At 68.6% G+C, this 12,809-nt stretch carries 13 protein-coding genes; 4 read left to right on the forward strand and 9 right to left on the reverse strand.

The features are described from left to right. Positions 1-24: 24 nt before the first annotated feature. From CDO87_RS05205 to CDO87_RS05225, 5 genes are all read right to left on the reverse strand, one after another. Positions 25-816, reverse strand: coding sequence for an SDR family oxidoreductase (locus tag CDO87_RS05205; protein ID WP_100927792.1), 792 nt, complete (start codon positions 814-816; stop codon positions 25-27). Positions 817-827: 11 nt separating this feature from the next. After that, positions 828-1,775: a calcium/sodium antiporter gene (locus tag CDO87_RS05210; protein WP_100927793.1), complete on the reverse strand. Its 948-nt coding sequence runs from the start codon at positions 1,773-1,775 to the stop codon at positions 828-830. Between the two features lies 1 nt (position 1,776). Next, on the reverse strand, positions 1,777-1,971 hold the full coding sequence (locus CDO87_RS05215) for a hypothetical protein (RefSeq protein ID WP_100927794.1): 195 nt from the start codon (positions 1,969-1,971) through the stop codon (positions 1,777-1,779). Beyond that, entirely contained in the window at positions 1,968-2,765 is a 798-nt protein-coding gene (locus tag CDO87_RS05220) for a S49 family peptidase (RefSeq protein ID WP_100927795.1), read from the reverse strand. Before CDO87_RS05220 ends, CDO87_RS05215 begins: the two co-directional genes overlap by 4 nt. A 166-nt stretch (positions 2,766-2,931) precedes the next feature. Then, entirely contained in the window at positions 2,932-5,121 is a 2,190-nt protein-coding gene (locus tag CDO87_RS05225) for a primosomal protein N' (RefSeq protein WP_100930844.1), read from the reverse strand. Between the two features lie 311 nt (positions 5,122-5,432). Between CDO87_RS05225 and fsa the strand changes: the two genes are divergently transcribed. Then, positions 5,433-6,086: a fructose-6-phosphate aldolase gene (fsa, locus tag CDO87_RS05230; RefSeq protein WP_100927796.1), complete on the forward strand. Its 654-nt coding sequence runs from the start codon at positions 5,433-5,435 to the stop codon at positions 6,084-6,086. A gap of 165 nt (positions 6,087-6,251) precedes the next feature. Here fsa and CDO87_RS05235 read toward each other — a convergent pair whose 3' ends face one another. Continuing rightward, entirely contained in the window at positions 6,252-7,121 is an 870-nt protein-coding gene (locus CDO87_RS05235; RefSeq protein ID WP_100927797.1) for a DUF6206 family protein, read from the reverse strand. 46 nt (positions 7,122-7,167) lie between these two features. Continuing rightward, the gene (parA, locus tag CDO87_RS05240) at positions 7,168-7,806 is read right to left on the reverse strand and encodes a ParA family partition ATPase (RefSeq protein WP_100930845.1); all 639 of its coding nucleotides are present in this window, start codon (positions 7,804-7,806) and stop codon (positions 7,168-7,170) included. 185 nt (positions 7,807-7,991) lie between these two features. Here parA and CDO87_RS05245 point away from each other — a divergent pair, with 185 nt between their 5' ends. From CDO87_RS05245 to CDO87_RS05255, 3 genes are all read left to right on the forward strand, one after another. Next, the gene (locus tag CDO87_RS05245; protein WP_100927798.1) at positions 7,992-8,672 is read left to right on the forward strand and encodes a hypothetical protein; all 681 of its coding nucleotides are present in this window, start codon (positions 7,992-7,994) and stop codon (positions 8,670-8,672) included. A 212-nt stretch (positions 8,673-8,884) separates the two neighbouring features. Continuing rightward, a complete protein-coding gene (locus CDO87_RS05250) occupies positions 8,885-9,280 on the forward strand; it encodes a DUF6795 domain-containing protein (protein ID WP_157814925.1) in 396 nt (131 codons plus the stop codon). A gap of 10 nt (positions 9,281-9,290) precedes the next feature. Next, positions 9,291-10,451 (forward strand): lipase family protein, encoded by a 1,161-nt coding sequence (locus CDO87_RS05255; RefSeq protein WP_100927800.1) that lies wholly within the window; start codon positions 9,291-9,293, stop codon positions 10,449-10,451. A gap of 154 nt (positions 10,452-10,605) precedes the next feature. On the opposite strand, the gene CDO87_RS05260 is transcribed toward CDO87_RS05255, so the two are convergent. Both CDO87_RS05260 and CDO87_RS05265 read right to left on the reverse strand, forming a co-directional pair. Beyond that, positions 10,606-11,037: a DUF4864 domain-containing protein gene (locus CDO87_RS05260; RefSeq protein WP_254698341.1), complete on the reverse strand. Its 432-nt coding sequence runs from the start codon at positions 11,035-11,037 to the stop codon at positions 10,606-10,608. Between the two features lie 99 nt (positions 11,038-11,136). Beyond that, the gene (locus CDO87_RS05265) at positions 11,137-12,717 is read right to left on the reverse strand and encodes a lysine--tRNA ligase (protein ID WP_100927802.1); all 1,581 of its coding nucleotides are present in this window, start codon (positions 12,715-12,717) and stop codon (positions 11,137-11,139) included. Positions 12,718-12,809 lie beyond the last annotated feature (92 nt).

Consider the following 12,809-nt stretch of genomic DNA (forward strand, 5'->3'; position numbering starts at 1 on the left):
GTGCAAAACTTTCGCCGCCGTTGCTCACTCTACTTCCGTCACGTCAGGGGTCTGCCATGCCAGGTGCTGCCCGCCGTCGACGCACAGAAGCTGCCCCGTGACGGCCTTTGCCGACAGCAGGTAGACCAGCGCGGCGGTGATATCCTCACTGTCTGAGCCTCGTTCCAGCACCGTCGCGGCCCGCTGGGCGGCGAAATCCTCGTCCGACTGGCGGCCGCCGCGCAGGGTCGGCCCGGGGCCGATCCCGTTCACCCTGACACGCGGGGCAAGCGCCATCGCCGCCGTCCGGGTCATCGCCCAAAGCCCCATCTTCGCGATGGTGTAGCTTGCGAATTCCGGCGTCAGCTTGCGCACCCGCTGGTCGATCATGTTGACCACCATGGCCTGCGCCACAGGCTCGCCGCGGGCGTCCTTCAGCGGCTCCGGCGCCTGCTCCGCAAAGTTCTGGATCAGCACGAAGGGGGCGCGCAGGTTGCTCTCGATATGGCGGTCCCAGCTTTCGCGCGTGGCCGTGCCGTAGTCGTCATGCTCGAAGATGGAGGCGTTGTTCACCAGCGCCGTCAGCGGCCCGCCAAGGGCCTCCTGCGCGCGGCCCACCAGCGCCTGCACCTCGTCCTCGACCAGCAGGTCGGCCTGCAGCGTGGCGGCCTTCTGCCCCAGCGCGCGGATCTCCGCTGCGGTCTCCTCGGCGGCATCGGCGGACCCGCCGTAGTGCACCGCCACATCGTATCCCTGTTGCGCAAGCGTCAGCGCCATGTCGCGCCCCAGCCGCCGCGCGCCGCCTGTCACAAGCGCACGTTTTCCCTGTTCAGACATCAGGCCTCCGTTCAGACGATCACGAGGATGACATAGCCCACGTAGAGCGCGGACAAGATGACACCCCACATCCGGTTCAGGTCGCGTTTGAGGAACACGAAGGGCAACAGCAGCAACGAGGCGCCCAGCATCACCGCAAGGTCAAAGGTCAGCTCCGGCAGCTCGAACGGCATGGGTGCGATCATCGAGGCCACGCCGATGATGGCCAGCAGGTTGAACATGTTCGACCCGATCACGTTGCCCAGGGCCACGTCCGCCTGCCGCCGCAGCGCCGCCATGACGGTGGTCGCCAGTTCCGGCAGCGAGGTCCCGACCGCGACCAGCGTCAGGCCGATCACCTCGTCGGAAACGTCGAACATGCGCGCGATCTCGGTCGCGCTGTCGACCAGCAGGTCCGCCCCCAGCGGCAGGCCGATCAGGCCCAGCACGATGTAGAAGGCGATCTTCCACCACGGCATGTCCGGGTCCGCGCCTTCCGGTTCTTCCAGTTCCTCGTCGAGCTCGCCCGCCCGCCGGTGCGCCAGCGCGTCCTTGATCTGATCGGCGAGGATCCACGCCAGCACCGCCAGCAGCACGATCCCCGACTTCCAGTCGAAGACCTCGCGCACCGCCAGCCCGATGAACAGCACCGACGCGCAAAGCATCTGCACATAGCTCTTGCGGGTGTCGTGGGCAGAGGTGTGCATCACCGTGATCAGTGCAGGAATGCCCAGCACCATCAGCACGTTGGCCGTGTTGGAGCCGATCACGTTGCCCAGTGCGATGCCCGGCACGTTGCGCATCGCCGCCTGCACGGAGATCAGCATCTCCGGCGCGGACGTCCCGAAGGCGACGATCGTCAGGCTGACGATCAGCGCGGGGATGCCCACGCGCAGGGACAGGTTGACCGCGCCCTTGACCAAAGCGTCGCCCGCCAGAAGCAGGATCAGCAAGCCCAGCAGGGCATAGAGGAATACCATGTCAGCCTTTACCTTTCCGGCAGGCGCAGGGGGCGTCGCCGATGCTGTAGCCCCCGCAGTGCGGGCACTTCTTGGCGCTCAGCATCGCCTTCTTGCGCAACTGTCCGATCTTCTTCGCCCCCGGCATGCGCCATTTGCCGAACACGCCCAGAAGGCCCATGACCAGCAGGAACAGGAGGACGATCTTTGCGATCACGAGAGGCCGAACCGTGCATAGTCGGCACGCTCCTCGATCTCACTCAACGCGCCCTGGGCGATCTGGACGCCCACGCGCGGCAGCAGGGGCCGCCTGGCCTCGTACCGCTTGAAGCGCACCTTGTCGCCGAAGCGCTGCTTCATCACCGGCACGAGGTGCCCGATGCCGTCGGCCAGACCCTGGTCGACCGCCGCCTGCCCCACCCAGATTTCGCCGGTGAAGAGGTCGGGGTTCGACGCCAGCTTCTCGCCGCGCCGGGCCCGGATCTGGTTGATGAAGGTGTCGTGCAACTGCCCCAGCAGCCGGTTCAGACGGGCCACGTCCTCTTCGGTCTCGGGGCGGAACGGGTCCATCATCGACTTCGACTTGCCCGCCGTGTGCACCCGGCGCTCGATCCCCTGCCGCTGCAGGAAGACATGCGCCCCGAACCCCGAGGAGATCACCCCGATCGAGCCGAGGATGCTGCTCGCGTCGGCCCAGATCTCGTCCGCGGCAGAGGCGATCCAGTAGCCGCCGGAGGCCGCAACGTCCTCGACGAAGGCATAGACGGGAATGTTGTGCTGCTCGGACAGGCGGCGGATGCGCGCCCCGATCAGCGAGGACTGCACGGGCGACCCGCCCGGAGAGTTGATTTCAAGCGCCACGGCCTGCGGTTTCGACCGGAAGGCCTTCTCCAGCAGGGGGGCTGCGGTCCTGTCGCTCAGGTTGCCTCTGGCGGGAACGGAAATCGCGCCTTGCAGGCGCACGACCGACACCCGTGGCCGGCTCTTCACGAAAGGGATCCATCGTTTCATGCAAAGGCATGTAGAGGCCGCGAAGAAGTCAGACAAGACGGCCGACCCAAGAACACCGGGGAAACCACAGGTTTATGCGCCCTGATCGCCTAATGGATGCGCCCGCCTGCCCTTCCCCAGCGGAAAAGGCGGGGGGGGGCAACGGGCGGCCGCGGTCAGAAGCCGGTCAGAAGAACGACTGCGGGTCGATATCGATGGCCAGCCGCAGGTCGCCCTTCAGCTTCACCGGGCGCACCCAGTCGGCCAGCGCGCCCTGCAGCGCCACGCCCTTCTCGGCCCGCACCAGCAGACGCACGCGGTGCCGCCCCCGGACCCGGGCGATGGGCGCGGGCGCGGGACCGAAGACCTGTGCCCCCACCCGCCGCAGCGCGCCGTCGTTGCGCGCCAGCCAGTTGCCGAGGTCGAAGACCTCCTGCACGTCCGGCCCCGACAGGATGATCCCCGCCAGCCGTCCGAAGGGGGGCATCCCGCCCAGCCGGCGCTCGTCGGCCTCCGCGCTCCAGAACGCCTCCTCGTCACCGGCAAGAATCGAGCGGATCACCGGGTGCTCCGGCTGGTAGGTCTGCAACAGCGCCTCGCCGCGCTTCTCCGCCCGCCCGGCGCGCCCCGCAACCTGCCGCATGAGCTGGAAGGTCCGCTCGGCCGCGCGCAGGTCCGACCCCTGCAGCCCGAGGTCCGCGTCGATCACCCCCACCAGCGTCAGCAGCGGGAAGTTGTGCCCCTTCGCCACAAGTTGCGTGCCGATGATGATGTCCGCGCCGCCCGCCGCGATCCCCTCGATCTGCGCCTTCAGCTCGCGCGCCGTGCCGTAAAGGTCCGAGGACAGCACCGCGATCCGCGCCTCGGGGAACTGCGCCTGCGCTTCCTCAGCCAGCCGTTCGACACCGGGGCCGACCGCGGCCAGCTTGTCCTCCGCGCCGCAGGACGGGCAGACCTCCGGCATGGGCTTCGTCTCGCCGCACTGGTGGCAGACCAGCCGCTTGAGAAAACGGTGCTCCACCATCCGCGCATCGCAGTGGTCGCAGCCGATCTGCTGCCCGCAGGCCCGGCAGAGCGTCACCGGCGCATAGCCACGGCGGTTGAGGAACAGAAGCGCCTGCTCTCCCCGTTCCATCCGCGCATTCACCGCCGCGGCCAGCGCGGGCGAGATCCAGCGGTTCGAGGGCACCTCCTGCCGCCGCATGTCGATGGTACGCATCTCCGGCAGCACCGCCTCGCCGAAGCGCGAGGTCAGGACCAGCCGCCGGTACTTGCCCGCATCCGCATTGGCCCAGCTTTCGAGGCTCGGCGTGGCGGAGGCCAGCACCACCTGCGCGCCGAGGATGGAGGCCCGCAGCACCGCCATGTCCCGCGCGTTGTAGAGGACACCGTCCTCCTGCTTGTAGGAAGTGTCGTGTTCCTCGTCGACGACGATCAGCCCAAGCCGCTGGAACGGCAGGAACAAGGCCGAGCGCGCGCCAACCACCATCTGCGCGCGGCCCTCGCCGACCATACGCCAGACGCGGCGCCGCTCCGTCATGGTCACGCCGGAATGCCACTCCGCGGGCCGCGCGCCGAAGCGGGCCTCCACCCGGGCGAGGAACTCCGCCGAAAGCGCGATCTCCGGCAGAAGGACCAGCGCCTGCCGCCCCTGCCGCAGGCATTCGGCGACCGCTTCGAGGTAGACCTCCGTCTTGCCGGAACCGGTCACCCCCTTAAGCAGCACGGTGCCGTATGTGCCTGCCCGCTGACCGTCGCGCAGGACATCCGCCGCCGCCGCCTGGTCCTCTGTCAGGTCCTTGCCGCCATAGTCGGGGTCGAGCGCGGGGAAGGCCGTGTCGCGCGGGCTTTCCTCCTCGCGGATGGCGCCGCTCTTCACCAGCCCCTTCACCACCGAAGAGGTCACGCCCGCCGCCTCCGCCAGCTCGCCCAGCGTCAGCGCGAGGCCGCCCAGCTCTTCCGAGGCCGCGATCACCCGCCGCCGGGCGTCGGTCATGCGCTCCGGCTCGCCCTCGCCCCGGCGGTAGACCTTGCGCATCGACGGCCCGTCGCCCAGCCCCGGCGCGCGGGTCGCCAGCCGCAGCATCGCGGGCATCGGCGTCAGCGTGTAGGCCCCGGCCTTTTCGAGGAAGGCGCGCATCTCGGCCCGCATCGGCGCCGCGTCGAGCACCCGGATCACGCTGCGCAGCTTGGCGGCGTCGAACTGGCCCTCGCCCGGCCCCCAGACCACGCCCAGCACCTTGCGCGGGCCCAGCGGCACCTCGACATAGGCACCAAGGAAACAGCCGCCCTCGGGCGCGCGGTAATCCAGCAGCCGGTCCAGCGGCTGCGCCGTCAGCACGCCGACGCGCGCGCCCTGTTCGAAGAACTCCTGCATGCCCGACAGATGGCGCAAACCGGGGGCCACCGCAATAACCCGCGCCTGCCAACCGCACAGCGGAAGGTCTTGCCGACTGCCCGACGAGGCGGGGCGGCGACCCCTGCAACGCTTGTCCGGGGACCGCGCCGAGACCCGGCGCGACCCGGCTTTTGCCCCCGGTGACGTCGCCGGGACACACAGCATCGGCCCTCCTGCCGGTCTGCAAGGATCCGGCGGCATTCCGTTAGCGCAAACCTAACTCTTTCGGAGGCGCCCGTCATGGGGTAAGACACGCGGGACTCTCATCAGGCCGCGCAAGGGGACCGATCATGAAATTCTTCGTAGACACCGCCGACATCGACGCCATCCGGGAACTGAACGACCTCGGCATGGTCGACGGCGTGACCACCAACCCCTCCCTCATCAAGAAATCCGGCCGCGACATCCTCGAGGTGACGAAGGAAATCTGCGACCTCGTCTCCGGCCCCGTCTCGGCCGAAGTCGTCGCCACCGAGGCCGACGCGATGATCGCCGAAGGCCGCCGCCTGGCCGAGATCGCCGAGAACATCGCCGTGAAGGTGCCGCTGACCTGGGACGGCCTGAAGGCCTGCAAGACGCTGTCGGACGAGGGCCGCATGGTCAATGTGACGCTCTGCTTCTCCGCCAACCAGGCGCTGCTGGCGGCCAAGGCCGGCGCGACCTTCATCTCGCCGTTCATCGGCCGTCTCGACGACCTGAACCTCGACGGGATGGAGCTGATCGCCGACATCCGCGAGATCTACGACAACTACGGGTTCGAGACGCAGATCCTCGCCGCGTCGATCCGCACCGCCAACCACATGAGCGACGCCGCCAAGATCGGCGCAGACGTGGCCACCGCCCCGCCGGCGGTGATCAAGGCCATGGCGAACCACATCCTGACCGACAAGGGTCTCGCGCAGTTCGTCAAGGACGCCGCGGACGCGGGCATCAAGATCGTCTGACGCCCTCGCGGGCGGGGCGGCGCCCCGCCCTGCGGGACCGTCGCGACGACATGTAGGGTGGGGCTTTGCGCCACCCTTTTTCCTTGCGGAACGCGCGGACCGGGGCGCTGCCCCGGACCCCGAGGTATTTCGGCCAAGATGAAGGGCGGGCGGCGTGCCCGGGGCTCAGACGTTGGGTTCGCCCTGCAGGCCGAGGATCTTGCGGAACCCCGTCCAGTATCCCGGCAGGCGCGGCGCGTCCTGCAGACCCGGCAGAGCCTCCCCGGCCCAGGGCGCCATTTCCCGCGCGACGAACTCCCGCCCCCAGGCGAGGTAGGCCTCCGCATCGTCGGGGCGCAGGCGGCAGGCCGAGCCCACCAGCCCGACCAGCGTTTCCGCCGGCGAATACCATTCGTCCTGGATGCCGGTGACGCGCGCCTTCAGGAACGGCCCCACCACGCGCATCAGCCGCTTTTCGGAGAACTGGAGCAGCATCCTGCCCATCTCGTCGCGGCTGTAGTGGATCAGCGGCGGGAAGGTGTCGAAGAACACCGCCTCCCCGTCGACGATGGCGAAGTTGCGGATCGAGGGGTGGAAACCGATGCGCCCGTCGAAGCCTTCGGCCCAGTGCCAGAAGCGCGCGATGACCTGCCCCGCCGCCTCCATCATCTGCACGGTTTCGTCGAGTGGGCGGCTCTGCATCAGCGGGCGCATCAGGCCGGCGGGGTCGAGCGCCTCCTGCACGATCACCGGCACGCGCGCCTGTGCGCCCATGTCGACAAGGTGGAATTCCGTTTCCGGCAGCGGCACGCGGGCGGCGTGCAGCGCCGCCACGTAGTCGTCGTGGCAGGCCGCGAGGCGGTCCATCACCGCCGGGTCGGGCAGGCCGCGGTAGACCTTGATCACCCGGTCGGCCAGCGGGCCGTTGGCCGGGCGGAAGGGGGCGCAGAAGTAGCCCAGCCGCGAAACCGGCTGGCCCTCCGCTTCGCCATGGGCGCGCCACGCCGCGAGGATGTCTGCGTGATCGGTCGTGCGACCTGTGCTTTTGCCTGCCATGAGGGGGCACCTCCGTCATCTGGCCCGGGCGGGCCGTCCGGTGCCCTTAGCGCGGTTTCAGCCGCTCCGCCACCTCTGCGACGAGGGCGGCGATCTCTTCGCGGGCCGGGCCCCGGGTCTCCATGGCGCCACGGCCGTGGCCCATCGCCTCGGCGTAGCCCACCCGCTGCGCCACCGCCGCGTCGGCCAGCGGCGCGCCCAGCTTCCTGGCCGCCTCCATCACCTCGGCGCCGAGGCGCGTGCCCGACCGCGTGCGGTTCAGCACCAGGAGCACCGGCTTGTTCTCGCGGTCGGCGAGGTCCATCACCCCTTCGGTCGCCCAGAGGTCCATGTGCCCCACCGAGATCGGCACCACGACCAGATGCGCCACGCGGAGTGCAGGGCGCAGGTCGCTGTCCACCTTCGGCGGCGTGTCGATCACCACCACATCGCAGACGTTGACCATCTTGCGCACCTCCATCGAGATGCCCCAGGCCGAGGATGTCGCGAATTCCAGCCGCTCGCAGGCGGATTCGTCCGCCTCGAAGCGCGTCATGTACCAGCGACCCAGGCTGCCCTGCGGGTCGAGGTCGATCAGCCCGACGGTCTTGCCCTCGGCCCGGAACCCCAGCGCCAGATGCGCCGCCAGCGTCGTCTTGCCCGATCCGCCCTTCTGCTGGGCCACGGTTATCACTTGTCCTGCCATCGTCCATCCCCCCGGGAGCCTGCCGCGATTGTGCACCTGCAGCATGGCCGGTTCCAGCCCCTTCCGCGGTCCCGGCACCGCGACACTTCGCGCCGACGGTAAACCGCCCGCACCCGGGCCTTTACGGCACCTTAACCAACATTGCGCCAGGATTACCACGTCTGCCGTATCCGGAGTGTCGCGCCATGCGCCTTTGCGCCGCCGTCCTCGCCGTGACCATCCTTATCCTGACCTGCTTCGGCTGCGCCCCGGCGCAGGCGGGCGCCTGGCAGCGCGAGAAGGGGGCGGGGTTTGCCATGGTCTCGGCGCAGGTGTCCTGGCCGCAGGACCTTCTGCTCGCCACGGCGTTCGGGCCGACGGAGGATTACCAGACCTTTTACCTCGAATACGGGCTGACACCGCGGCTGACCCTCGGGCTCGACCTCGGGCGCTCGGTGTCGGGCGGCGACAAGACCATCGTGTTCTTCCAGACCCCGCTGCGCAACCGCGACACGGGGCCGAAGGTCGCAGCGCAACTGGGCCTTGGCCGGATCGACTCCGACACCGTGGTGCGGCCCGGTCTCTCCGTCGGCTGGGGGCTGGAGCGGGGCTGGGTCTCGGTCGATGCGCTGGCGGAGATGCACACCGGCACCGGGCGCAACGACCTGAAGCTGGACGTGACATGGGGCCGGAACCTCAAGGACGACCGCAAGCTGATCCTGCAGATGCAGAGCGGCCTCAGGCAGGGCGACCCGGCCTTCGCCCGCCTTGTGCCGTCCTACGTGGTCCCGCTCGGCCAGCGGCTGAAGGCTGAGGTCGGCGGCACCTACGGGCTGACCGGCGACAGGTCCATGGGGCTGAAGTTCGGCCTCTGGACGGAGTTCTGAACGCGACTCCCCGCCCCGCCCGAAAGACCCACCACCTGACCGGTATCCGGACAGCCTGCGCCACCTCCGGTTTTCCTGACTTTCGCCTTGCGCGCAAAGCGGTAGACAGGAGAGCAGGACAAAGTTCATGCGATATGCCCTTTCAGACCCCTGTTCGGATTCTGGCCCGGGCCGCGCTTGCGGCCCTCATCCTTTTTCATGCGGAGACGGCGATGGCCCGCGCTGACGAATACCTCTGCTCCCCGATGAGCGGTCAGCTTGTCGACGCGGACGGTGCGCCCGTCCCCGACACGCCGGTGCGCCGCGCGTGGTTCTGGCGCGGCAAGCGGGGCGAGGACAGCACCGTGACCGACGCCGAGGGCCGGTTTTCCTTCGGAGCCGTGCCGCCGAAGCGCGGGATCTTCGAGATGATCCCCGCGCGCGAGGCGGTGACGCAGGACTTCTACGCCGACCTTCCCGACGGCGCCTTCCAGTTCCTCTACCTGTCGACCCGTGGCCTGACGCTGAATGCCGAAACCGATGGCCGCCCCTTCAACGTCCGCTGTGCCATCGGCGTGGAGCCCCACGCCGACGACATCCACTTCGGCACCTGCACCCTGATCGAGTGAAGGACACGCCATGACCCTCCTGACCGGCAGCCAGGCCGCCACCTTCGCCGATCTCGCCTACGACACCGCCGCGGCGACAGACGACGCGGCGGCCACGTGGCGCGCGAAGGGGTCGCTGGCGGCGGCGCAGAAGAAGAAGGGCCGCGGTACGGCGGACCTGTCGGAGTTCTCCACCCTCACCGGCTTCACCGGGCAGTCCGGCGCGTTCTCTCTGCGCGACACCTCGGGCTTCGGCGCGGTGTTCGAGACGCGGAACGGCGGCGGCGGGCGCGACCTCGTGGTGGCGTTCCGGGGCAGCGTGTCGGCCAGCGACTGGGTGTCCAACTTCAACTTCGGGATGGACCGCGGCCCGGGCGACTGCATCGTGCATTCGGGCTTCAACCGGATCTACAGGACCTTCCAGGACGACCTGCACCACATCGTCGACGCCGCTAAGCCCGAGACGCTGCACTTCGTCGGGCATTCGCTGGGCGGAGCGATGGCGACGCTGGCCATGGCGGACTACGGGCTGAGGGGCGGCGCGGCCTGCCGGCTCTATACCTTCGGCACGCCCCGGATCGGCGGCTTCGGCCTGTCTTCGCAACTACGCCGGGTGCTGACGCCGGGCACCGTGCGGCGGGTCTACTCAGTGTCCGACCCGGTGCCGATGCTGCCCGTCCTGCCCTTCCAGCACTTTGCCGCCGGGGCGACCGGGCTCGACTTCGGCTTCACCTACATCACGCCCCGCGCGCACGACCGCATCCAGTACCGCAACCGGATGCCGTCGTCGGGCTGGCCCGCCGCCACGCCGCTGGCGCAGAAGAGCGACCCGGACTACTGGCTGGGGTTGGCGGAGAAGGCGCAGGGGTTCTCGGCGCTGGGCTACCACGCGCTGTCGATGGCGCTGCGCGGCATCATGCGGATGGTCAACATGGCGGGGCTGGCGCTCTCGGCCGGGATCACCGTGCTCGACCGCATGGTGGAGGCGATCCACCAGGGCGCGCTCCTGTCGAAGAAGATCGCCGAGACCACGCTGCGCTTCGTCAAGGCGGCGCTCAGGATGTGCGGACGGCTGGCCCTGCGCGCCGCCGTCACCGCCGCCGACCTGACGGTGGAGTTCCTGCAGACCGTTTTCGACATGATGCTGGCGCCGGTGCGCCGCTCTGCCCTGCTGGCACTGAGCGCGGCCTGAACGCGCAAAGGCCGCGCCCCCGGCAGGGAACGCGGCCTATCACCCCCGAAGAACGGCTCACACGTCGGAGCGCATCGTCACCGCCACGTCGCCCAGCACCGGCACCGGCCAGACCAACTGCACCCTGTCCTGTTTGCTGCCGACAGCGCCCCGCTCAGGCCGCCACGTCGGGCGTCTGCAGGAACTGCACGCCGGAAATCCGCCAGGCGCCGTCCACCTCCAGCATCCGGTAATCCAGCGCAAAGTTGCGGCCGCGTCCGTCGGTGACATAGACCTCCTGCCACAGCGCGCCGTCGATCATCCGCAGATCGCCGAACAGCACGCCCGAGGGCTTCCAAACCATCGGGTAACCGTTGCGCACCATGTCGCCGAAGATCTTCGGCGTACGGAACATGCTCTGGATGTTGGGGGCCGCGAACTCGAACGCGCTTTCGACGTCCTCGGCGATGAAGGCATCCATCTGCTGGCGGATGACGCCCTCTATGGCGGGATCGCGGGGCTGCACCTCCTCGTCGGCGCTCACCGCACCGACCAGCAGCATCCCCGCCAGTCCCATCAGCATGACCAATTTCAGCAATCCGCGCATGACGTGCCTCCCCTGCATGTGTCGCAAGGTAAGGCACGCAGGCGGCCGGTCAAAAGTTTCAACCGCCCGCCGTCACGCGTCGGAATGCCGGACTGCCGCTCAGGCGGTCAGTTCGCCCGCCAGTGCCGTCTCGATCAGCGAAGCGGTTTCCGACACGCCGTAAAGCGCGATGAACCCGCCGAAGCGCGGACCCTGGCTCTGGCCCAGAAGCACCTCGTACAGCGCCTTGAACCAGTCGCGCAGGTTCTCGAACCCGTGCTCCTTGCCGACGGCAAAGACCAGCGACTGCAGCGCCTCGTCGTCGGCGCCGCCGTCCCAGCCGCGCAGCCGGGCCGCGAGGTCCTCCATCGCCGCGCGCTCCTGCGCGTCGGGCGCGCGGAAGACCTTCGACGGCTTCACGAAGTCCTCGTAGTACTTCACGGCAAAGCCCGCCGCCGCGTCGAGGTCGGGATGCGTCTCGGGCGTGGCATCGGGCGCGTAGCGGTTGATGAAGGCCCACATCGCCGCCTTGTCCTCCGCCCCGGCCGCCGATGCGAGGTTCAGCAGCATGGAGAACGGGACGACAAGCGTGCTTTCCGGGACGTCGCCGCCGTGGATGTGCCACACCGGGTTGTTGAGCTGCGCCGCCGCGTCCTGCCCGTGATAGGCCCGGAGCTGCTGGTGATACTCGTCCACCGCCTTCGGGATCACGTCGAAATACAGCCGCTTCGCCGTCTTCGGCTTCTGGAACATGAAGTAGGACAGCGACTCGGTCGAGGCATAGCTCAGCCACTCGTCGATCGAGATGCCGTTGCCCGACGACTTGGAGATCTTCTGCCCCTTGTCGTCGAGGAACAGCTCGTAGGTGAAGTGCTCGGGCGCACGCGCCCCCAGCGCCCGGCAGATGCCGTCGTAGATCGGCGTGTTGGTCGAATGGTCCTTGCCGTACATCTCGAAATCGACGCCAAGCGCCGCCCAGCGGGCGCCGAAATCCGGCTTCCACTGCAGCTTCACCTGCCCGCCGGTCACCGGCAGCGTCCATTCGCGCCCGGTCTCGTCGTCAAAGGTGATCTCGCCCTTCGCCGCATCGACGTTCTTCATCGGCACGTACATCACGCGGCCCGTCTCCGGGTGGATCGGCAGGAAGATCGAATAGGTCTGCTGGCGCTCCTCGCGCAGCGACTTCAGCATGATCTTCATCAGGTCGTCGTACCGCTCCGCCGCACGCAGCAGCGTCTCGTCGAACTGGCCCGACTTGTAGAACTCCGTGGCCGAGATGAACTCGTACTCGAACCCGAAGGTGTCGAGGAACCGCCGCAGCATGGCGTTGTTGTGGTGGCCGAAGGACTCGTGCGTCTCGAACGGATCGTAGACCGAGGTCAGCGGCTTCTGCAGGTCCTCCCGCAGGCGCTCCTGGTTCGGGACGTTGCCCGGCACCTTGCGCATCCCGTCCATGTCGTCCGAGAAACAGATCAGCCGCGTCGGAATGTCCGAGATCTCCTGGAAGGCCCGGCGGATCATCGAGGTCCGCGCCACCTCGCCGAAGGTGCCGATATGCGGCAGGCCCGAGGGGCCATAGCCCGTCTCGAACAGCACGTAACCCTTTTCCGGCGGCGTCTTTTCGTAGCGTTTGAGGATCCGGCGCGCCTCTTCAAAGGGCCAGGCCTTTGCCGTCATGGCGGCGTCACGCAGATCGGACATGTCCGGAACTCCTCGGGATCATAAGGGGGTGGATACCGCGCGCTTCCTATTGCCCCGGCGCGCCGGGGTCAATAAACAGCGGATATACGAGA

The sequence above is a fragment of the Sagittula sp. P11 genome, from assembly GCF_002814095.1.
GTDB lineage: Bacteria > Pseudomonadota > Alphaproteobacteria > Rhodobacterales > Rhodobacteraceae > Sagittula.